The sequence below is a fragment of the Herbaspirillum sp. LeCh32-8 genome, assembly GCF_017814915.1.
Lineage (GTDB): Bacteria > Pseudomonadota > Gammaproteobacteria > Burkholderiales > Burkholderiaceae_D > Herbaspirillum.
Genome location: NZ_JAGIPZ010000004.1, coordinates 47,118 through 69,875, shown reverse-complemented (window position 1 = coordinate 69,875; position 22,758 = coordinate 47,118). Strand labels below are relative to the sequence as shown.

General features: G+C 64.8%; 14 protein-coding genes. 7 read left to right on the top strand and 7 right to left on the bottom strand.

Annotation, left to right across the window (positions count from 1 at the left end; all coding sequences use genetic code 11):
• Position 1: 1 nt before the first annotated feature.
• From J8I26_RS09640 to J8I26_RS09615, 6 genes are all read left to right on the top strand, one after another.
• Positions 2-1,996 (top strand): nucleoside-diphosphate sugar epimerase/dehydratase, encoded by a 1,995-nt coding sequence (locus J8I26_RS09640; protein WP_209606554.1) that lies wholly within the window; start codon positions 2-4, stop codon positions 1,994-1,996.
• Between the two features lie 15 nt (positions 1,997-2,011).
• Entirely contained in the window at positions 2,012-3,388 is a 1,377-nt protein-coding gene (locus J8I26_RS09635; protein WP_209606552.1) for a phosphomannomutase/phosphoglucomutase, read from the top strand.
• A gap of 46 nt (positions 3,389-3,434) precedes the next feature.
• Entirely contained in the window at positions 3,435-4,412 is a 978-nt protein-coding gene (gene waaC, locus J8I26_RS09630) for a lipopolysaccharide heptosyltransferase I (RefSeq protein ID WP_209606550.1), read from the top strand.
• Between the two features lie 156 nt (positions 4,413-4,568).
• Positions 4,569-5,438, top strand: a complete 870-nt coding sequence (locus tag J8I26_RS09625) for a Kdo hydroxylase family protein (RefSeq protein ID WP_209606548.1) — start codon at positions 4,569-4,571, stop codon at positions 5,436-5,438.
• Entirely contained in the window at positions 5,438-6,724 is a 1,287-nt protein-coding gene (gene waaA, locus J8I26_RS09620) for a lipid IV(A) 3-deoxy-D-manno-octulosonic acid transferase (protein ID WP_209606546.1), read from the top strand. The genes J8I26_RS09625 and waaA overlap by 1 nt, the downstream gene beginning before the upstream one ends.
• Positions 6,721-9,651 carry a DUF3857 domain-containing protein gene (locus J8I26_RS09615; protein WP_209606544.1) on the top strand — a complete coding sequence of 977 codons (2,931 nt, stop codon included), beginning with the start codon at positions 6,721-6,723 and terminating at the stop codon, positions 9,649-9,651. The genes waaA and J8I26_RS09615 overlap by 4 nt, the downstream gene beginning before the upstream one ends.
• A gap of 130 nt (positions 9,652-9,781) precedes the next feature.
• Here the strand turns inward: J8I26_RS09615 and J8I26_RS09610 are convergent, their stop codons facing one another.
• Genes J8I26_RS09610 through J8I26_RS09600 form a run of 3 tightly spaced genes read right to left on the bottom strand, consistent with a single transcriptional unit; the run spans position 9,782 to position 15,586 of the window.
• Entirely contained in the window at positions 9,782-11,221 is a 1,440-nt protein-coding gene (locus tag J8I26_RS09610) for an efflux transporter outer membrane subunit (protein WP_209606542.1), read from the bottom strand.
• Positions 11,214-14,369 carry an efflux RND transporter permease subunit gene (locus J8I26_RS09605; RefSeq protein WP_209606539.1) on the bottom strand — a complete coding sequence of 1,052 codons (3,156 nt, stop codon included), beginning with the start codon at positions 14,367-14,369 and terminating at the stop codon, positions 11,214-11,216. The genes J8I26_RS09610 and J8I26_RS09605 overlap by 8 nt, the downstream gene beginning before the upstream one ends.
• 11 nt (positions 14,370-14,380) lie before the next feature.
• Positions 14,381-15,586 (bottom strand): efflux RND transporter periplasmic adaptor subunit, encoded by a 1,206-nt coding sequence (locus J8I26_RS09600; protein ID WP_209606537.1) that lies wholly within the window; start codon positions 15,584-15,586, stop codon positions 14,381-14,383.
• Positions 15,587-16,227: 641 nt separating this feature from the next.
• Here J8I26_RS09600 and J8I26_RS09595 point away from each other — a divergent pair.
• The gene (locus J8I26_RS09595; RefSeq protein WP_209606535.1) at positions 16,228-16,893 is read left to right on the top strand and encodes a TetR family transcriptional regulator; all 666 of its coding nucleotides are present in this window, start codon (positions 16,228-16,230) and stop codon (positions 16,891-16,893) included.
• Between the two features lie 6 nt (positions 16,894-16,899).
• On the opposite strand, the gene J8I26_RS09590 is transcribed toward J8I26_RS09595, so the two are convergent.
• From J8I26_RS09590 to J8I26_RS09575, 4 genes are all read right to left on the bottom strand, one after another.
• The gene (locus J8I26_RS09590; protein ID WP_209606533.1) at positions 16,900-18,201 is read right to left on the bottom strand and encodes a TolC family outer membrane protein; all 1,302 of its coding nucleotides are present in this window, start codon (positions 18,199-18,201) and stop codon (positions 16,900-16,902) included.
• 192 nt (positions 18,202-18,393) lie between these two features.
• Entirely contained in the window at positions 18,394-18,717 is a 324-nt protein-coding gene (locus J8I26_RS09585; protein WP_209606532.1) for a rhodanese-like domain-containing protein, read from the bottom strand.
• A 9-nt stretch (positions 18,718-18,726) separates the two neighbouring features.
• Positions 18,727-19,392 carry a protein-L-isoaspartate O-methyltransferase gene (locus tag J8I26_RS09580; protein WP_209606530.1) on the bottom strand — a complete coding sequence of 222 codons (666 nt, stop codon included), beginning with the start codon at positions 19,390-19,392 and terminating at the stop codon, positions 18,727-18,729.
• A gap of 150 nt (positions 19,393-19,542) precedes the next feature.
• Positions 19,543-22,758: an efflux RND transporter permease subunit gene (locus J8I26_RS09575; protein WP_209606528.1), complete on the bottom strand. Its 3,216-nt coding sequence runs from the start codon at positions 22,756-22,758 to the stop codon at positions 19,543-19,545.

Below are 22,758 nucleotides of genomic sequence, written 5' to 3'. Positions count from 1 at the left end.
CATGCGACGTACCATCATTCACCTGCCGCGCAAGACCAAGCAGGGCATCGCCATTGCCGTCGACGTGGGGATTTGCCTGTTGTCGACCTGGATTGCGTTCTCCCTGCGTCTGGACATCCTGCATTTCCCCGAGGGCTACCAGTGGCACGTCTATCAGATCGCGCCGCTGCTGATGTTGCCGATCTTTCTGCGCTTCGGGCTGTATCGCGCGGTCTTCCGCTACACAGGGATTGCCGCCATGGTTTCCATTGCCAAGGCGGTGACGCTCTATGGCGCCATCTTCTTCGGTTTTCTGGTCTGGATGGGCTTGCCGGGCGTGCCGCGCTCAGTCGGCGCTTTGCAGCCGCTCTTGCTGTTTTCGCTGGTGGGTGGGAGCCGTGCCTTTGCCCGCTTGTGGTTGAGTCGCGCCGACGGTGAGCGCAAATACCAGCGTGATTCGCGCATGTTGATCTATGGCGCGGGGGCAGCAGGGGCGCAGATCGCCGACGTGCTGCAGCAGCGACGCCAGTTCACCGTGATCGGTTTTCTGGATGACAACCCGGAAATGGCCGGCAAGCTCATCAATCAGCTCAAAGTGTATCCGGCCTCGGAAGCGGAGTCGGTGATTGGTCTGTTTGACGTGACCGATGTGCTGCTTGCCATGCCGTCGACCTCGCGTACGCGCCGCAACGAAATCCTGGAGAACTTGCGTCCGTTCCATGTTCACGTCAGCTCCTTGCCGGACCTGACCGATCTGGCGCGCGGGAAGGTCATGCTGGCCGACATCCATGAACTGGATATCCTTGACCTGCTGGGGCGCGATCCCGTGCCGCCCAATCCGTATCTGATCAGTCGCAACATCGCCGACAAGGTGGTGCTGGTCACCGGCGCCGGGGGCAGCATCGGCAGCGAGCTGTGCCGCCAGATCCTGAGCGCCGGTCCGGCTTGTTTGCTGTTGCTGGATCACAATGAGTTCAGCCTGTATGACATTCACCGCGATCTGAGTGACGCCATGGCGTCGCGCAGCCAGAACGTCGAGCTGATTCCGTTGCTCGGCAGCATCAAGGACTACGACCGCATTGCCCAGATCTGCCGCACCTGGCGGCCGCAGACGATCTACCACGCCGCCGCCTACAAGCATGTTCCTCTGGTGGAGCACAACCCGGCTGAAGGTATCCGCAACAATGTATTCGGTACGTTCAACGTGGCGCGGGCGGCGCTGGAATATGAAGTCCGGGATTTCGTCCTGGTCAGCACCGACAAAGCGGTACGGCCGACCAACATCATGGGGGCGACCAAGCGTGTGGCGGAGATGGTGCTGCAGGCACTGGCCGCCGCGCCCTCGCCGGTGTTCGCACGTGGTTGCACCGACATGCAGGAGCGCACGCGGTTTTCCATGGTGCGTTTTGGCAACGTGCTCGATTCCTCCGGCTCGGTAGTGCCGCTGTTTCGCGAGCAGATCAAGAGCGGCGGGCCCATCACGCTGACAGATCCGGAGGTCACGCGTTACTTCATGACCATCCCGGAAGCCGCGCAGCTGGTGATCCAGGCCGGCGCGATGACCGAGGGTGGGGACGTGTTCCTGCTCGACATGGGCAGCCCGGTCAAGATCATCGATCTGGCCAACCGCATGGTGCAGCTGTCGGGTCTCAGCGTGCGCGATCAGGCTACGCCGGATGGCGACATCGAGATCCGGATCATGGGTTTGCGTCCGGGAGAGAAACTATATGAGGAACTGCTGATCGGAGAAACAGCAAAGCAGACGGCGCATCCGCGAATCATGAAGGCGCACGAGGATTTCCTGCCCTGGGCGGAACTCAAGACGCATATCGAGCAGTTGCAATGGATTGTCGAGAAAAATGACGTGGATGCCATTCGCCTGCTGCTGACCAAGCTGGTGTCGGGCTACGTCCCCAGCGGCGAAGTTGTCGACTGGGTCAACAACGCGCGCCTGCTCCATGGCGACGCCGTCGAGGACGCGCCGGCGCAGCCGATGCTGAAAACCAATTCCATTTAAACTTCTGAAGCCGCCATGAGCCTCCTTTCACAGACCATCTTCAAAGCCTACGACATCCGCGGCATCATCGACAAAACCCTGGACGGCAAGGTCGCCTACCAGATCGGCCAGGCCTTCGGCGCCGCGGCATTGGCAAAAGGACAAAAAAAGGTCGTCATCGGCCGCGACGGACGTCTCTCCGGTCCCGAGCTGGCGGCCGAACTGGCCAAGGGCCTGCAGTCGGTCGGCATCGACGTGATCGACCTGGGCATGGTGGCTACGCCAATGGTCTACTTTGGCACCAATGTGCTGGACACCCAGTCCGGCATCATGGTCACCGGCAGCCACAATCCGCCTGATTACAACGGCTTCAAGATGGTGCTGGCCGGCGAGGCGATCCACGGTGAGACCATCCAGGCGCTCTACCACGCCATCGTCAAGGGTGATTTCCCCAAGGGCGCGGGCGCTTATTCCACGCACGACATCAAGGATGCTTACATCAAGCGCATGATCGGCGACGTCAAGCTGGCGCGTCCGCTGAAGATTGCGGTGGACTGCGGCAACGGCGTGGCCGGCGCGTTCGCCGGCGAGATCTACCGCGCGCTGGGTTGTGAAGTCACCGAGCTGTTCTGCGAGGTCGACGGCAATTTCCCCAACCACCACCCCGACCCGGCCCACCCGGAAAACCTGCAGGACCTGATCCGCTGCCTGCAGGAAACCGACAACGAGCTGGGCCTGGCCTTTGACGGCGACGGCGACCGCCTGGGCCTGGTGACCAAGGATGGCCAGATCATCTATCCGGATCGCCAGCTGATGCTGTTTGCGGCCGACGTGCTCACGCGCAACCCGGGCAAGGAAATCCTATACGACGTCAAATGCACGCGCCACCTGGCGCCGTGGATTGCCGCGCGCGGCGGCAAGCCGCTGATGTGGAAGACCGGGCATTCGCTGGTCAAGGCCAAGCTGCGTGAAACCGGCGCGCCGCTGGGCGGCGAGATGAGCGGTCACATCTTCTTCAAGGATCGCTGGTTCGGCTTCGACGACGGCCTCTACGCCGGCGTGCGCATGCTGGAACTGCTGGCGCGCGAGAGCGATCCGTCGGCGGTGCTGAACGCGCTGCCGCAGTCGGTCAGCACGCCCGAGCTGCAGCTGAAGCTGCAAGAGGGCGAAAACTTCGCGCTGATCGGCAAGCTGCAAAGCGACGCGAAGTTTGACGGCGCGCAAGACATCATCACCATCGACGGCTTGCGCGTGGAGTATGCTGACGGCTTCGGCCTGGCGCGCTCGTCCAACACCACGCCGGTGGTGGTGCTGCGCTTCGAGGCCGAGACCCCCGAGGCGCTGGAACGCATCCAGGGCGAGTTCCGCAAGGTGATTCTCGCCGCGCGTCCGGATGTGGCATTGCCGTTCTAATGGGGTAAGATGCTGGCCCACAGAATAAAGAACCAGTGGGCCAGTTTTGAAGATCCTGATCGTCCGCGTCTCCTCGCTGGGAGACGTCGTCCATAACATGCCGATGGTGGCCGACATCCGCCGCCACTTCCCCGACGCCCAGATCGACTGGGTGGTGGAGGAGGCATACACGAGCCTGGTCCGGCTCAACCCCCACATCCGCAACATCATCCCCATCGCGCTGCGGCGCTGGCGCAAGAGCCTGTTCTCGGCCGCCACCCGCGCCGAGATGGCGGCCTTCTGGCGCCAGTTGCGCGCCGAGCCCTACGACCTGGTGTTCGACACCCAGGGCCTGACCAAGACCAGCGTGGTCATGCGCATGGCGCGCCTGGCCCCGGGCGGTCGTCGCGTCGGCCTGGCCAATGCGACGGAGGGCTCGGGCTATGAACCGATTTCCCGCATCTTCCATGACCAGAGCATCAAGGTCGACCTGCACACCCACGCGGTGATGCGCGCGCGCCTGGTGGCGGCCGATGCCATGGGTTACCGGCCTGACGGCGCGGCCGACTTCGCCTTGCGCTCGCCCGAGCCGCAACGCCTGCCCTGGATGCCGGAGCAGCCTTACGCGGTGTTCTTCCACGGCACCGCGCGCGACGCCAAGCAATGGCCGCAGGCGGACTGGATCGCGCTGGGGCGCGCCTTGTCCGGGCGCGGGTTGCCGGTGCTGCTGCCGTGGGGCAGCCAGAAGGAGCAGCAAGCCGCGCAGGCGCTGGCAGCCGGCATCCCCGGCGCCTTGGTGCTGCCGGCGTTGCCGCTGATGGAGGCGGTTGCCCTGGTGCAGCAGGCGCGCCTGGTGGTGGGCCTGGATACCGGCCTGACCCATATCGCCGCCGCCTATTGCAAGCCGACGGTGGAGTTGTATTGCGACTCTCCGCGCTGGAAGACCGAGGGCAATTGGTCGCCCAGCATCGTCAATCTCGGCGACGAAGGCCGGCCGCCGCGCGGTGAGGACGTGCTGGCGGCCGTGGACGGCTTGCTGTCCTGATAAGAAATTGTTGCCGGGCGCATGCGTTGAGGCAGCTCAAACTCCTTTTCGAAACTGGCGGCGATGGCCGTCCAGCCGCCTGCGGCGGGCGTTTTGACGCTTTTTTACAGAGCCGCGCGGGTACACGGCCCCGGCGCTTGCGGGCATAATGTCGCCATGGAATCGCAAATCATTGAGATCGGCCTGACCGACTGGCAGGTCGACAACCCCAACCACGAATGGATCGCCGGGCTCGAAGCCGGCAAGGTGCTGTATTTTCCGCGCCTGGGCTTCGACCTGATGGAGTCCGAGCGCAAGCTGCTCGATCCGGCCGTGCGCGACCCCAAGTCGCGCAACATCAGCCTGGACGCGCGCGGCCACATCAAGGGCGCCGCCGGCGATACCGAGCAGCAGCTGGCCCTGGCCGCGATGATCGGCCGTTTCCGCGGGCAGGCGCTGTCGTTGGTGCATTCCCTGTTCCCCAAGTACGGCGACGCACTGCGCGTGGCGCCGACCAGCTATCGTCCGATGCAGGTTGAGACGCGCAGCCAGTCCTGGCGCGCTGACGACCGCCGCATGCACGTCGATGCATTCCCGTCGCGTCCCAACTATGGCGAGCGCATCCTGCGCGTGTTCACCAACGTCAACCCCGACGGCGTGCCGCGCGTGTGGCGCGTGGGCGAGCCGTTCGAGACCGTGGCCCGGCGCTTCCTGCCGCGCGCCAAGCCGTATGTGCGCTGGCAAGCCAGCGCGCTCAAGGCGCTGCATGTGACCAAGTCCCTGCGCAGCGAATACGACCACCTGATGCTGCAGCTGCATGACGGCATGAAGGGCGACATGCAATATCAGCAAGACGCCAGCCAGGTCACCATGCCGTTCGCCGCCGGCTCGGTGTGGGTGTGCTTCTCCGACCAGGCATCGCACGCGGTGATGTCCGGCCAGTACATGCTGGAGCAGACCCTGCATCTGCCGGCGGACAAGCAATACGACCAACAGGCCAGCCCGCTGGCCATCCTGACCCGCCTGGTCGGCCACCCGCTCGTCTGATGCGCCTGCTGTACTCCGCATTGTGGTGGATCGGCATGCCGCTGGTCCTGTTCCGCCTGTGGCGCCGCGGACAAAAAGAACCGGGCTACCGGCAGCATATCGGCGAGCGCCTGGGTTTCTATCCGCCGCTGCCGGATCCGCACGCGCGCTTCATTTGGGTACACTCCGTCTCGGTGGGAGAGACGCGCGCGGCCGAACCGCTCATCGACGCGCTGCTGCGCGACTATCCCGGCCACGCCATCCTCCTGACCTGCATGACCGCCACCGGCCGCGCCACCGGCGCGCAGGTGTTCGGCAAGCACGGCGCGCGCGTGCTGCAGAGCTTCCTGCCGTACGACACCGGTTTCATGTGCGCGCGCTTCCTGCGGCATTTCCGTCCGGTGGCCTGCATCCTGATGGAGACCGAGGTCTGGCCGAATCTGGTGGCGCAGTGCAAGCGCCACGGCGTGCCGGTGATACTGGCCAACGCCCGCCTGTCGGCACGCTCGCTGCGCCGGGGCAAGCGGTTTGCATCGCTGCTGCGCCCGGCGGCCGAGGCGATCGACGTCGTCGGCGCCCAGTCCGACGCGGACGCCGCGCGCCTGCGCGACTTCGGCGCACGCCATGTGGAGGTGACCGGCAGTTTGAAGTTCGACGTGCAGCCTCCGACCGAGATGGTCGAGCGCGGACTCGCGTGGAAGCGCGCGCTCGGCGAACGCAAGGTGCTGCTGTGCGCCAGCACGCGCGAAGGCGAGGAGCAACTGATCCTCGACGCGCTGGGCAAGCTCGGCAAGGTGGATTGGCTGACGGTGATCGTGCCGCGCCACCCGCAGCGGTTTGACGAAGTGGCCGAGATGGTGCGCGCGCAGGGCTTGACGCTGCGTCGTCGTTCCGGGATGCAGGACGCGTTTGACGCCGACGGCGTCGATGTCGTGCTGGGGGACTCGATGGGCGAGATGTTCGCCTACTATGCCCTATGCGACGCCGCCTTCATCGGCGGCAGCCTGCTGCCGCTGGGCGGGCAGAACCTGATCGAGGCGTTTGCGCTGGGCAAGCCGGTGCTGGTTGGTCCTCACACTTTCAATTTTCAGACCATCACTCAGGATGCGGTGGCGGAAGGCGCCGCCGCGCGCGTGGCCGACTCCGCTGAACTGATGCGCGCATGGACGGCCCTGCTGGCGCACGCCGCCGACGCGCAGCGCATGGCCGACGCCGCCCACGATTTTGCGTATCGGCACCGGGGCGCGTCAGGGCGTACTCTGGCGCTGTTGCACCCTTTGCTTTCCGGCCGCCCCTCGCCGGCTTGAGCGGCGTTTCCTCCGACATGCGCGGCGCGTCGTACAATGGCGCGGCTTCACCACAAGATCAGATTGCGGGCGATTATCGCTCCGCACATAACGAACGCTGGGGAAATTCAATGGGGTCTTTGCTGGCAAAGGCAGCTGCTGCCTTGTTCTCGTGTTGTCTCTTCATGGCCGTGCAGGCGCAGGAAACGACGGTCTCTTCTCCCGATATCCCGGTGCGGGAAATCCAGGTGGCGGCCGAGTCATTTTCCCGGGGCGACAAGGTGCCCGCCTGGGTCGAGCACATGGATATTCCCGCGACTTCCCGCAAGGATCCGCTGGTGTTGCGCCTGTGGGATACCCAGTTCCGCGCCGGCGATGCGCCGACTTACTACGTCAACCGTGCGGAACAGATCAACGAGAGTACCGAGGTGGCGCGGGCCGGCCAGCTGGCGATCGATTTCGTGCCGCAATACCAGAAGCTGCACTTGCACAGCCTGCGGATTTTGCGCGGCAAGGAAGTGCTGGATCAGACCACCAGCGTGCAGGTGCGTTTCCTGCAGCGCGAGCTTGGGATGGAGCAGGGCGTCTACAGCGGCAGCGTCAATGCCGTGCTGCTGGTGACCGACCTGCGTGTGGGCGACACGCTGCAATACACCTACTCCATCGACGGCGCCAACCCGGTCTTCGCCGGCGTCTACGCGCAGGATGCCGGCTGGGACAGTCCTTGGCCGGTGGAGCTGCGCAGCGTTGTGCTCAATCACCCCGCGCAGCAGAGAGTCGACTGGAAGATGCTGGGCGATGCGGGCGGCAGCGAGATTCGTCCGGTGGCCACGGAAAGCGGCGGCTGGCGCAAACTGAAATTCTCCCAGCGCGGCTATACGGCGCCGGACGGCGACAACTGGATCCCGCCTGATTTCATCGCCTACCGCCAGTTGCAGTTCAGCGGCCATGAAAGCTGGAACAGTGTGGCACGCTGGGCCAGCAGCCTGTTCCCGCCGGTGCAGGTTCCCCCGGCTATGCAGCCCTTGGTCGACGGATGGAGCCGGCTGCCCACGGCGGAGCAAAAAGCGATAGCCGTGCTGCAATGGGTGCAGCAGGAAGTGCGCTATTTCTCCGTTTCCATCGGTGAGAACTCGCATCGACCGCGTCTTCCGGCCGATGTGGTGCGCGACCGCTTTGGAGATTGCAAGGACAAGACCTATCTGCTGGTCACCTTGCTGCGCGCCATGGGGCTGGACGCGACGCCGGTGCTGACGTCCATCAGACAACCCCGCATCGCTCCCAAGCTCTTGCCCGGCCCGCTGATCTTCGACCACATCCTGGTGCGGCTGCGCCTGGATGGACGTGACTACTATCTTGATCCCACGATGACCGGCCAGGCAGGCAGTCTGGCCAGGATGGGCACCATGACCGAAGGCGCCGCCGTGTTGCCGGTATCGGATGATGCGCGGCAGCTGGAAGAGATGCACTGGAGCGACGCGTTGGCGCGCAACACCATGCAGTTGGAAGAGCAGCTGGAGTTGCCGGCCTTCGATGCCGACGGCAAATTGGATGCCATCTGGAGCTGGACCGGACGTGACGCCGAATTCATGCGGGTGAACCTGCGCCGGATGTCGGAAGAACGCCTCCGGAAATTTGCGCTGAGCAATTACGAACGACGTTACCCAGGAATAGACCTGACCGCCGCACCGACGCTGTCCGATGATGTGGCAAACAACCGCTACACCATGACCGCAGGCTTCCGGTTGCCCAAGCCGGTCAAGGAGTATCCCGACGGCTGGGTGGTGAAATTTGTGGCAGGCAATCTGACCGGCCTGTACAGCCTGCCGCAGAATCTCAAGCGGCCGTTCCCGGCATTGATCACGAGGGCGCCCTATCGCTTGCGTTACAAGATCAGCATTCGCTGGCCGGCAGCGGTATCGGTAATACGCGATCCGTTCAACAGGCGTTTGCGCAACGCATTTTTTGACTACTCCATCAGCCGCAATTTCAGGGGTAACGTCTCGGAGACCGAGGTGTCGATCGACACCCTGGCCGAATCCGCCGCGCCGGAACAGCTGGTTGAGCTAGCCCGCGAGATCCAGCAGCTCACTACCCTGCTGCCGCAGGGCGACGGCGTGGAGCGCGCGGCGCTCAAGCGCACCGGTTTCATGGGTTTGGGCAAGCCGACGCTGAAGGATTCGATCCAGAAGCGTCTGCATGAAGAGATCGCCGGATATGACCGCGCAATTGCATCCGGACGTCTCAAGGGCGATGACCTGGTCGAGGCGCTGTGCCGTCGCGCAGAGACCTGGGCGGATCTGGGAACGGCGGCCAAGGGGAGAGCGGACGCGGAAGAGGCGGTCAAGCAAGGCCCGGCGTCTGCCCGTGCCTGGGAATGTCGTGGTCACTTGCAGCGCGATAACGGCGAATTCGGCAAGAGCATTCCCGACTACACGAGGGCACTCGCTTTGGGCGCCACCGACGGCGCGGTATATCAGGCGCGTGGTATTTCGCGTTTCTATCTCGGCAACTATCGCGAGGCCCAGGCAGATTTTGCACAAGCCTTCTCGGCAGGACAGGGGAAAGCCGAGGTCGTCTCCTATCCCATGCTGTGGCATGGCTTGGCGTCGCTGAGACTGGGGCAGCAGCCCGGGGCTGAACTGCAGACGCTGGCGCGCGACGCCAGCGCGTCGGCGGCCTGGCCCAAGCCCCTGCTCGGCCTGGTAGCGGGTACGCTGGGCGAAGATGAGATCCTGCAAGCGGCAGGACGCAAGCAGGGCGACGACAAGGATATGGCCTTGACCGAGGCCTGGTTCTTTGTCGGCCAGCGCCGGCTGGCGAAAGGCGACGAGAAGGGCGCGTCCGAGGCGTTTGAGGAGTCTCGCAAGCTGGGCGTGACGATGTATCTGGAATACATGGCGTCCGGTTGGGAGCTTGAGCGTCTTCGCAAGGGCGGCGCGCGCTAGATATCAGGGGCGAAGCGCGGCGTGGGGGGGTATTGCGGCGTCGTGCGCGCGGCACCAAAACAAAAAGAGCAGGCCGGAAGGCCTGCTCTTTTTGTTTGTGCCGGCATCAGCCGGCTGCTACAGGACTCTGTTACTTCGCCGCTACGCTCGCCGAGTTCTCGTTCAAACCGCCACCCAGGGCCTTGTACAGGTCAATGGCATTGTTCAAACGCAGCTGGCGCGCCTGGATCAGGGCCTGCTGGGCCGAGAACAGGTCGCGTTGCGCATCGAGCTGGTCCAGCGACGAGGCGATGCCGTTCTTGAAGCGCAGGTCGGTCAGCTTCAGGCGTTCCTGCTGGGCGTTCAGGAAGGCTTCCTGCGCCTTGACCTGGTCGTCCAGGCTGCCGCGGGCGACCAGGGCGTCGGCCACTTCGCGGAAGGCGGTCTGGATGGTCTTCTCGTAGCTCACCACGGCCTTGTTCTTGCGTACTTCAGCCAGGTCCAGGTTGGCGCTGTTGCGGCCGAAGTCGAAGATCGGCAGGGACAGCTGCGGGCCGAAGCTCCAGGCGCCCGAGCCGGAGTCGAACAGGCCGCCCAGCGTGCTGCTGGCGCTGCCGAAGCTGCCGGTCAGGCTGATCTTCGGGAAGAAGGCCGCGCGCGCGGCGCCGATGTTGGCATTGGCGCCGATCAGGGTCTGCTCGGCCGCGCGGATGTCCGGGCGGTTGGTCAGCAGGTCCGAGGGCAGGCCGGCCGGGATGTCGGTGACGATCTTTTCATCCGACAGCAGCTGCGCCGGCGGCAGGCCGCCGACGTTCTTGCCGACCAGCAGCGTCAGGGCGTTTTCCGCCTGGGCGCGCTGGCGTTCCAGCTGGGCCTTGGCCACGCGCGCCGATTCCACCAGGGTTTGCGTCAGGCGGAAGTCCAGCGCCGACGAGGCGCCGACGTCCAGGCGCTTTTGCGCCAGCTGGATGTTGTCCTCGCGCGACTTCAGGGTCTGCTCGGCCAGCAGCAGCTGCTCGGCGTAGGAACGCTCGGACAGGTAGGCTTGCGCCACCTGCGCCACCAGGCTGATCTGCGCCGACTTCTGCGCTTCCTCGGTGGACAGGTAGCTGGCCAGCGCGGCGTCCTTCAGGCTGCGTACGCGGCCGAAGAAGTCCAGTTCATAGGCCGGCACCGCCAGGCCCACCTGGTAGCTGTTGCTGATGTACGGCTGGCCGGTCAGGGACTGGCTGGCCGCGGTACGGGACCGCGCGGCGTTGCCGGTGACGTTCAGGTTGGGCAGCAGGTCGGCGCGGGTGATCTGGTATTGTGCGCGCGCTTCTTCGATGTTCAGCGCGGCGGTACGCAGGTCACGGTTGTTTTCCAGCGCGGCCGCGATCAGCGCTTGCAGGCGCTGGTCGGGGAAGAACTGGCGCCAACCCAGGTTGACGGCCTGCAGCTCGGCGCGGCCTTCGGCATTGGCCGGATACGAGGTTTCCACCGGCGCCTGCGGGCGCTCATAAGTGGGAGCCAGCGAGCAGCCCCCCAGTACGCCGGCGACCGCCAGCACTGCGCACAGCTGCGTCAGTCTTGGCATCGACAGTTTAGCCATTGTTATTCTCCACATTAATCTTGGGCGAGTGATCCGCATCGAACTTGCGTTGGCGTTCGCTGCCCTTGAAGATCTTGCGCACGACCACGAAGAAGATCGGCACCAGGAACACCGCCAGCACAGTGGCCGTGATCATGCCGCCCATCACGCCGGTACCGATGGCGCGTTGGCTGGCCGAACCGGCGCCGGAGGCGATGGCCAGCGGCAGCACGCCGAGGATGAAGGCCAGCGAGGTCATGATGATCGGGCGGAAGCGCAGGTGCACCGCTTCCAGTGTCGCTTCGATCAAGCCCATGCCTTGCGCCTGCAGGTCCTTGGCGAACTCGATGATCAGGATCGCGTTCTTGGCCGACAGACCCACCACCGCGATCATGCCCACCTTGAAGTACACGTCATTGGGCATGGAGCGCAGCGTCACGCCCAGCAGCGCGCCGAGGATACCCAGCGGCACCACCAGCATCACCGCCAGCGGGATCGAGGTGCTTTCATACAGCGCGGCCAGCACCAGGAACACCGCAATCAGCGACAGCGCGTACAGGGCCGGGGCCTGGTTGCCGGAGGTCTTTTCTTCCAGCGACTGGCCGGTCCATTCGAAGCCGAAGCCGTCAGGCAGCTTGGCCACGAAGGATTCCATTTCCGCCATCGCCTCGCCGGTGCTGCGACCAGGAGCCGCGCCGCCGGCGATCTTCATCGCGGGATAGCCGTTGTAGCGAATCAGCTGCACCGGGCCGTTGATCCACTTCGCGGTCACGAAGGCCGAGAAGGGCACCATGCCGCCGTTGGTGTTGCGGGCGTACAGGTTGGTCAGGTCTTCCGGCTGCAGGCGACGCTGGGCGTCAGCCTGCACGATCACGCGCTGCTGGCGGCCCTGGTTGGGGAAGTCGTTGACGTACGACGAACCCAGTGCGGTCGACAGCACGCTGTTGATCGACGAGAAGGACACGCCCAGGGCGTTGGCCTTGTCGCGGTCGATGTCCAGCTGCAGCTGCGGCGCGTCTTCCAGGCCTTCCGGACGCACGCCGGCCAGCACCTTGCTTTGCGCGGCCATGCCCAGGATCTGGTTGCGGGCCTGTACCAGCGCCGCGTGACCCAGACCGGCGCGATCCTGCAGACGGAAGGTGAAGCCGGTGGCGTTACCCAGTTCAGGGATCGGCGGCGGGTTCAGCGGGAACACGATTGCGTCCTTGATCTGCGAGAAGGCGCCGAAGGCCTTGCCGGCGATGGCGTCGGCCGATTGCGCCTTGGTGCGTTCAGCCCAGTCCTTGAGCGGCGTGAACACCAGCGCGGCGTTCTGGCCGTTACCCGAGAACGAGAAGCCCAGCACGGCAATGGCGTGTTCGACTGCAGGATCCTTCAGGTAATACTCTTCGATCTTCTTCACCACCTCGGTCGTGCGCGCCGTGCTTGCGCCCGGGGGCAGCTGCACGTTGGTGATGATGTAGCCCTGGTCTTCGTTGGGCAGGAAGGACGCCGGCAGGCGCGCGTACAGCAAGGCCACGCAACCCACGATCGCCACGTACACGATCATGTAGCGGCCGGCCTTGGTCAGCATCTTGGCGATGAAGCCCTGGTAGCCGGCGGCGGTGGTGTTGAACTTGCGGTTGAACCAGCCGAAGAAGCCCTTCTTCTCGTGATGGTGACCCTTCTCGACCGGCTTCAGGATGGTGGCGCACAGCGCCGGCGTCAGCGTGAACGCCATCAGCACCGAGAACACCATGGACGCCACCATCGACAGCGAGAACTGGCGATAGATCGCACCCACGGCGCCGCCGAAGAAGGCCATCGGGATGAACACCGCGATCAGCACCAGCGTGATGCCGATCAGCGCGCCCGAGATCTGGCCCATGGCCTTGCGGGTGGCGTCGGCCGGCGACAGGCCTTCCTCGCTCATGATGCGTTCGACGTTTTCCACCACCACGATCGCATCGTCAACCAGGATACCGATGGCCAGCACCATGCCGAACATGGTCAGCACGTTGATCGAGAAGCCGAACGCCAGCAGCGTGGCGAAGGTGCCCAGCAGGGCCACCGGCACCACCACCGTCGGGATGATGGTGTAGCGGATGTTCTGCAGGAACAGGTACATCACCAGGAACACCAGCACGATGGCTTCGATCAGGGTCTTGACCACTTCCTCGATCGAGATCTTCACGAATTTGGAGGTGTCGTAGGGGATGGTGTACTTCACGCCGGCGGGGAAGTACTTGGACAGCTCTTCCATCTTCTTGTGCACGGCGGTGGCAGTGCCGAGCGCGTTGGCGGTGGGCGAGAGCTGCACGCCGATGAACGACGACGGCTTGCCGTCCAGGCGGCCCGAGGTGTCGTAGGTCTGGCCGCCGACTTCGATGCGGGCCACGTCGCGCATGCGCACGGTCGAGCCGTTCGCGTTGGCGCGCAGCACGATGTCGCCGAACTGCTCAGGCGTGGTCAGCTGGCCGTTTACCACCACGGTGGCGGCGATCTGCTGCGAGCCGGGGCTGGGCAGCGCGCCCAGCGTGCCGCCTGCCACCAGCGCGTTTTGCGCGGTGATGGCTGAGGTCACGTCGGCCGGCGTCAGGTTCAGGCCGATCAGCTTGTTCGGGTCGATCCAGATGCGCATTGCGCGTTCGGTGCCGAACAGCTGCGCCTGGCCCACGCCCGGCACGCGCTTGATTTCGTTGAGGACGTTGCGCGACAGGTAGTCGCCCAGCGCCACCTGATCAAGCTTGCCGTCGGTCGAGGACAGGCCGATGAACAGCAGGAAGTTGGAACGCGACTTCACCACCTGCACGCCCTGTTGCGTGACGGCCGCCGGCAGGCGGGCCTCCACGCGCTTCAGGCGGTTCTGCACGTCCACCGCCGCCAGGTCGGGGTTGGTGGCCGGCGAGAAGGTCACGGTGATCTGCACCTGGCCGTTGGCCTGGCTTTGCGACTCCATGTACTGCAGGCCGTCGGCGCCGTTCATTTCCTGTTCGATCAGGCTGGTCACCGAATCGTCCAGGGTCTGCGCGGTCGCGCCCGGATAAGTTGCCGTCACGACGATGGTCGGCGGCGCGATGTTGGGGTACTGCGACACCGGCAAGCCGGTGATCGCCAATGCCCCGGCCAACATGATGAAGATGGCCAACACCCACGCGAAAACGGGGCGATCAATAAAAAACTTTCCCATCTGGCAGCCTCTTAGTTAGCTTTCGGTTGGGCGCCTGCACCTTGCTGGGCCGGCTGGCCTTGCGCGGGAGCGCCCGCGGGATTCCATTGAACAGGCTTGACCGGTGCGCCCGGCTTGACCTTCTGCAGGCCTTCCACGATCACGCGGTCGCCGTCCTTCAGGCCGTCCAGGATCTGCCAGTTGGTGCCGCGGGCGGCGCCGGTCTTGATCGAACGCGGTTCGACCTTGTTGTCGGCATTGACCACGAACACGGACGAGCCGTTGGGGTCACGCATGACGGCCTGTTGCGGCACCACCAGCGCCTGCTCGTCGACCGCCTGTTCGATCTTGGTGCGCACATAGGTGCCCGGCAGCAGCACGCGCTTGGGGTTGGGGAATTCGGCGCGCAGCGAGACCGAGCCGGTGGCTTCATCCACGCTGATGTCGGAGAACAGCAGCTTGCCCGGCAGCGGGTAGTTCTGGCCGTTTTCCATGACCAGCGTGACCGCCGCCTTGTTCTCGCCCACGCTCTTCAACTGGCCGCCGGCCATGGCCGTCTGCAGCTTGAGCAGGTCGGCGCTGGACTGGGTCACGTTGACGTAGACCGGGTCGAGCTGCTGCACCAGCGCCAGCTGGGTAGCGTCGCTGCCCTGGCCGACCAGTGCGCCCTCGGTTACCAGCGCGCGGCCGATACGGCCGGAGATGGGCGAGGTGACGGTGGCGTAGCCCAGGTTCAGGCCGGCGGTCTGCACCGCGGCCTTGCCCGAGGCGACGTCGGCTTCGGCTTGCTTTTGCGCGGCCACGGCGTCGTCATATTCCTGCTTGGAAACGGCGTTGACTTCCACCAGCGGTTTGTAGCGCTGCGCCTTCAGCGAAGCCTGGGTCAGGTTGGCCTGGGCGCGGGCCAGCGTGGCTTGCGCGCTGTCGTAGGTGGCCTTGTATTGCGCCGGGTCGATCTTGTAGAGGACCTGGCCTTCCTTGACGTCGCTGCCTTCCTTGAAGACGCGCTTTTGCACGATGCCGGCCACGCGGGCGCGCACTTGCGCCACGCGGAAGGCTTCGACACGGCCCGGCAGTTCATTGGTGATGGCCACGCGCTGCGGCGTCACGGTGACGACGGATACCTCCGACGGCGGCATGGCGCCGCCCTGAGCAGCTGGTTTTTGTCCGCAAGCGGCCAGGGCGGCGGCGATTGCGACGGTCATGGTGAGGCGCGTGAAACGACTGACTGAGCTCATAGATATCTCGCACGAAAGTAAAGTTGAGGCCGCCGTGACGGCCGATGAAACGAATTCGGTAAAGCGGATGCTGCTGCCCTGTCCGAGGGGAGGACGAAGGCGGGATACACGAAAGCGATTTGACGAAAAAGCGGTTTGTTGCGGAGCAAAAAAGTAGATGCCTGCTTCCCGGCGGAGGCGGTCGATTTTTTTGCGTTTGATTTACGACAGAGACTTGAAGCGGGTGCTATTATACATACATTCATGTATGTATGTATTTCTTCGGAAACTCACACTAATTTATCAAACTTGCAGAACTGAGCGTAGAGAAATATGAGCGATTCCTTGCATTTTGTGAATTGCGCCGTTTCCAAGCCGTTTCTGCAAGGGAAAAACCGAGCCGCCAGCCATGCCTCAGCTGCCGCCTTGTCGCCGATCGCGACCGGGCCGCGCTGTGGCGGAGTAACCCCAGCGCCACAGCATTGTGCCTGGGATTGCCTGACGTAAAGATGACTGCTCGCACTCAACAGGCGCGCGCGGCCTTTACATTTTGTCCAAATCCGATGTGCATATGCAGCATCGCGGGCCGGCGGCATGTTTTCAGTTCTCATTGGGTGTCACCATGATCCAGATTTCCATTCTCTTCCGTCCGGGCCGCTGACATGGCCCGATCGACCAAGGAAGAAGCGCTTGAAACGCGCTCCCGCATCCTCGACGCCGCCGAGCAGGTGTTCCACGAGCGCGGCGTCTCGCAGACCTCGCTGGCCGACGTGGCCAAGGCGGCCGACGTCACCCGCGGCGCCATCTACTGGCATTTCAAGAACAAGAGCGATCTGTTCGACGCCATGTGCGAGCGTGTGACGCTGCCCATGGAGGCGGTGATGGAGGAAAACGCCAGCCCGCAGCAGGAAGACCCGCTCGGCCAGTTCCTGCGCAGCGGCATCTACGTGCTGACCATGGCCGCCACCGACGAGCGTTGCCGCCGGGTGTTCGACATCATCTTCAACAAGTGCGAATTTGCCGACCATAACGATCCTATCCTGGTGCGCCAGCGCGAGTGCCACGTCGACGGCATGCTGCGCATGGAACAGATCCTGACCAACGCCATCGCCCGCGGCCAGCTGCCGGCCACGCTGAACATCCGCGTGGCCTGCCTGATGGCGCACTCCACCTTCAGCGGCCTGCTGACGGACTGGTTCTTCGCGCCCGGCAGCTTCGATTTGGTTGAGGACGGCGGCCGCATCCTGGCGGCCTCGCTGCATGCGCTCAAGAACGCGCCGTCGCTGCAGAAGGATGCCGACGGCGCCGCGCCGACGATTCCGGCCTGATCTTCCTTATTGCTGCGGCGCGCCCAGCAGGGCGTTGACCTGCGCCAGGTCATCCTCGCGCAGGGCGCCGGCCGCGGCCTTCAACTTCAATCCGTTCATCAGCGTGTCGTACCTGGCCTTGGCCAGGTCGCGCCGTGTCGAGTAGAGCTGCTGCTGCGCGTTCAACACGTCGATGTTGATGCGCACGCCGACCTGGTAGCCCAGCTTGTTGGAGTCCAGCGCCGACTGGCTCGACACCTCCGCCGCTTCATACGCCTTCACCTGCGACAAGCCGTTGGCCACGCCCAGGAAAGCCTGGCGCGCGTTGAGCACGGCGGTGCGGCGCGCGTTCTCCAGGTCCGAGCGGGCCTTGTCGGCCAGCGCGATGGATTCGTCCACCTTGCTGCTGGTGGCGTAGCCCGAGTACAGCGGGATATTCCACTGCACCCCGATCGAATTGCTGTAGCCGCGCAGGTTCAGGTAGGGCGAGCGCACGCTGGTCTGGTCGGTGAAGCTGCGTCCGACCACCAGGTCTACCGTCGGCGCGTGGCCGGCGCGGTTGCGCTTGATCTCGCTTTGCGCCACCTCCAGCGCCACCTGCTGCGCTACCACTGCGTAGTTGTCGGCCTGGGCGCTGGCGATCCAGGCGTCGATCTGCGCCGGTTGCGGCGCAGAGAGTTTCACGCCCGGGCGCAACGCCGCCAGCGGCGCCGGCGGCTGGCCGATGATCTGCTGCAGTTTGGAAAGCGCCACCTCCAGGTCGTTCTGGGCGGCGATTTCCTGCGCGCTGGCCAGGTCGTAGCGAGCCTGGGCTTCATTGGTGTCGGTGATGGTCGAGGTGCCGATTTCGAAGTTGCGTTTGGCCGAGGCCAGCTGCTCGGTAATGGCGATCTTTTGCGCGCCCAGGAAGGACAGCGCGTCCTGCGCCGCCAGCACGTCGAAGTAGGCTTGCGCGGTGCGCAGGATCAGGTCCTGTTGGGCCTGGGCGAACTGCGCCTCGCTGGAGGCCACCGACAGCTTGCCTTGCTTGTAGCTTTCCCAGTTGGCCAGGCGCAGCAGCGGTTGCGTGAGCTGCAGCGCGTAGCTGTTGTTGCTGCTGTCGAAGTTCTGATCCGAGCGGGTGTAGCTGCCGCCTACGCCGACGGTCGGCAGCAGGCCGGCGCGGCCCTGGGTTTCCTTCTCGCGCCCGGCGGTGAGCGCATAGCGCGCGCTGGTGTAGACCGGGTCGTTGGCCAGGGCCAACTGGTATGTCTGCAGCAGGTCGGCGCCGCTGGCGGCGGCATGCACGGCCAGGCCGGCAATCAGGGAGGCGAAGAGCGTACGGCGCATGGAGCGGATTCTCCGAAGAAGGCAAGGCAACGAGGGCGAGACGGCACTGCGGTGCTGCTGTCGTCAGACGTTGGATCGCGGACGAAATCCGGCCCCGCGCCGCATCGGCGGCAAGCTGGAAAAAGAGGGGGAAGTTCGCCGGAAACCGTCTGCCGCAGCAACGCCCGTCCGCAAGGGGACGGGCGCGCCGGATCAGTAGGTCGGCATGGACGGGTCGACCTGGTTGGCCCAGGCGTGGACGCCGCCGGTCAGGTTGACCACCTTGGTGAAGCCCTGGCGCTCGAGGAACGCTGCCACCTGCATGCTGCGTCCACCGTGGTGGCAGATGCAGACCACGGGCTGCTCTTCATCGAGCTCGGAGAAGCGGCCGGGAACCGTGTTCATCGGGACCAGTTGCGATCCGGCGATGTTGCAGGTCTGATGTTCCCAGGGTTCGCGCACATCCAGCAGCAGGGGAGTAGGGCGGTCGGGATCGGCGATCCACGCGGCCAGTTCCGGGGCGGTGATGTGCTCCATAGCGTATTCCTAGAAAGTGAAGTGAGATGGTGCGGCCGCGGCGTGCAGGGGCTTGGCCACGGTCTCGACCACGTTGACGGTGTCGAAACTCTGTTCGGAAGTGCGGGTGATCAGCTTCAGGGTCATCACCGGCTCGGTGCCGATGATGGCCAGCAGGCGGCCGCCGACTTTGAGTTGCTTGCCGAAGGCTTCCGGCAGGAAGGGCAGCGAGCCCGAGATCACGATCACGTCGTATTCGCCAGCCTTGCCGTCGGCGCCGGTCCAGCCTTGCGCGCCGTTGCCCAGCTGGACGTCGACGTTGGCCACGCCGTAGTCCGACAGGTTCTGCTCGGCCAGGCTCTTCAGCTCGGGCGAGATTTCCACTGTGGTGACGTGACGCGCCTTGTGCGCCAGCAGCGCCGCCATGTAGCCCGAACCGGCGCCGATTTCCAGCACGTATTCGTGTTTCTTGACGTTGGCTTCCTGCACGATGCGGGCTTCCATCTTGGGCGCCAGCATGTTCTCGCCGCCCGGCAGCGGGATTTCAGTGTCGAAGAAAGCCAGGCTGCGGTGCGCGGCGGGGACGAATTCTTCGCGCTTGACGACCGTCAGCAGGTCCAGAATGTCCTGCGCCAGCACGTTCCAGGGACGGATTTGCTGTTCGATCATGTTGAAGCGGGCTTGTTCGATATTCATGGCTGTAGGCTCTAATAGCGACGGAAAGGCGCTATTTTATCAAACGCCGACGCGCTAAACAGCTCATGTACGCGGGGAAAAACGCCCAAGAAACCCGCCTGTTGCGGGATTTCCTCAGTGCAAGGCGTCGCGGCGGGCCGCCGGATGGGATCAATCCTCATGGCGCAGGCCTCCCGCACCGCCGTCGCTGCCATCGCCATTTTTGCCGAACCACTTGCGCTTGAACCATGCGCCCAGGTCGTCCAGGTAGGTATAGGCCACCGGCACCACCACCAGCGTCAGCAGCGAGGAGGTGATGATGCCGCCGATCACTGCCTGGCCCATCGGCGCGCGCTGTTCGGAACCCTCGGCCACGCCGAAGGCCAGCGGCACCATGCCGAACACCATCGCCAGCGTGGTCATCAGGATCGGGCGCAGGCGCACGTGGGCCGCTTCCAGCAGCGCCGCGCCGCGCTCCATGCCTTCACGCCGCGCCTGGTTGGCGAAGTCCACCAGCAGGATCGCGTTCTTGGTCACCAGCCCCATCAGCATGATGAAGCCGATGATGGAAAACATGTTCAGCGTCGAGCGGAAGAACATCAGCGCCAGGAACACGCCGATCAGCGTCAGCGGCAGCGAGGACATGATCGCCACCGGCTGCAGGAAGCTGGCGAACTGCGAGGCCAGGATCATGTAGATGAACACGATCGCCAGCGCCAGCGCACCCACCGCGTAGCCGAAGGATTCGTTCATGCTCTTGGTCGAGCCGCCGATCTGGTAGCGATAGCCAGGCGGCCAGTGAATGCCGTCCAGCATGGTCTTGATCTGCGCGTTGATCTGTCCGGCCGAGCGGCCCTGGGCATTGGCCGAAAGTTCGACCTCGCGGTTCAGGTCGCGCCGGTTGATCTGGTTGGCGCCCAGCGTGTCCTTGATGTCGGCCACCTGGCGCAGCGGCACCATGCGCGGCGAGCCGTCGGAGTTGGTCAGCGTGCTGGCCAGCATCAGGCGCGAGAGGTCGTCGGCGGTGTTGCGGTCCTTGGGCGAGAGACGCACGTTGACGTCGTAGTTTTCGTCGTCCGGCCCGCGCCAGCTGCTGGCCGCCTCGCCCGCCAGCAGCGGCGACAGGGCGTTGCCCAGCTGCGCCACGCCGATGCCGAGGTCGGAGCCGATGTCGCGCTTGGGCTCGATCGAGATGGTCGGCTTTTGCGCCTTCAGGCTGGAGTCGAGGTCGACCACGCCGGGGATCTGGCGCATCTGCGCCTCCACCTGCGCCGACAGTCGCGCCAGTTGTTGCAGGTCGGGACCCAGCAGGCTGAAGCGGATCTGCTTGTTGTCGCCGCCCACGCCATCCAGCGTGCCGACGTGGGTGACCGAGATGCCGGCCACCTGCGACAATTTCTCGCGCAGCAGCGGCGCCAGCTGGCCGGTGGTCAACTGGCGCTGGCTGCGCGGCTTCAGGCGCACGAACACGGTCGCGTAATTCTTGCCCTGGGCGTTGCCGGTGTTGACCGTGCTGTAGATGTCGGTGATCTCGGGGAACTGGCGCAGCACGGCCTCGACCTGGCGCACCTTGCTCTCGGTCAGCTCCAGCGAGGAGCCCACCGGCGTGAAGAAGGTGACGCCGGTTTCCGAGTAGTCCGCCTGCGGCACGAACTCGGAGCCGATCAGCCCGGTCGCCGGCAGCGCGAAGCCGCCGAAGAAGGTCGCCAGCGCGATGGCCAGCGTGGCCACGCGATGCCTGAGCGACCAGCGCAGCATCTCCTGGTAGCGCGCCGACAACCATTGCACCAGGCGCTCGAAGGCATGCAGCACGCGGCCGATGCTGCGCTCGTACCAGCCGGCCTTTTTGCCGTGTTCGCCGTGGGCGTCAGGATCGGGCCAGATGGACGAGAGCATCGGGTCCAGCGTGAAGGAGACGAACATCGAGATCAGCACTGCTGCGGCGACCGTCACGCCGAACTGGTGGAAGAAGCGGCCGATGATGCCGCCCATGAAGCCCACCGGCAGGAACACCGCAACGATGGAAAAGGTGGTGGCCAGCACCGCCAGGCCTATTTCCTGCGTGCCCTCCAGCGCCGCCATGCGGTGCGACTTGTACTTGCCGTGCAGCTTCATGCCGGCGTGGCGCACGATGTTTTCGCGCACCACGATGGCGTCGTCGATCAGCAGGCCCACGCACAGCGACAGCGCCATCAGCGTGATCATGTTGATGGTGAAGCCGAACATGTACATGAACAGGAAGGTGCCGATCAGCGCCACCGGCAGCGTCAGGCCGGTGATCACCGTCGAGCGCCACGAGTTCAGGAACAGGAACACGATCACGATGGTCAGCAGCGCGCCTTCGATCAGCGTGCGGCGCACATTTTCCACGCCGGTGCGGATCTGGCGCGAGCCGTCCTTGACGATCTCCAGCTTCACGCCCGGATAGAGTTTCTCGAAGCTGGGCGCCATGTCGCTCATGGCGCGCTTCAGGCCGTCGGCCACGTCGATGGTGTTCTGGCCCTGCGCCTTCAGGATGTCCAGCGCCAGCGTGCGGCGGCCGTTGTACAAGGCCAGCGTCTCCTGCTCTTCCTGGCCGTCCACCACGGCCGCGACCTGCTCCAGCGTGACCGGCTGGCCGCCGCGGCGCGCCACGATGATGCGTTTGAAGTCTTCCGGATTCCTCACCCGGCCCTGCACCTGCACCGTCTTTTCGGCGTCCAGCGTGCGGATAGCGCCGGTGGGCAGCTCCTGGTTCTCGTTCTTGACCGCATCCACGATCTGGTTCACGCCCACGCCCAGCGCCTCCATCTCGGCCGGCTTGACGTAGATATTGATCTCGCGCTTGACGCCGCCCACCAGCGTCACCGAGCCGACGCCGCGCACGTTTTCCAGGCGCTTCTTGATCACCTGGTCGGCGATGGTGGTCAGCTCGCGTAGCGTGCGCGGACGGGCGTTGGCGGCGTCCGGCGCGTTGGACACCGAGATCGAGAAGATCGGTTGATCGGCCGGGTCGAAGCGGGTGATGCGCGGCTCGTCGACCTCCTTGCGGAAGGCCGCCTTCACCAGCGCCACCTTTTCGCGCACGTCCTGCGCGGCCAGCGCCGGATCCACCGTCAGGTCGAACTGCACGATCACCACCGACAGGCCTTCATAGGAGTGCGACACTAGGGTGTCGATGCCGTTGATGGTGTTGACCGATTCTTCAATCTTGCGCGTCACGTCGGACTCGACGTTCTCCGGCGAGGCGCCCGGATAGGTGGTCTGCACCACCACCACCGGGAAGGTGATGTCGGGGAACTGGTCGACCCGCATGCGCTGGTAAGAGAACAGGCCCAGCACCACGAAGGCCATCATCATCATGGTGGCCAGGACCGGGTTGCCGATCGAGATGCGCGTGAACCACAT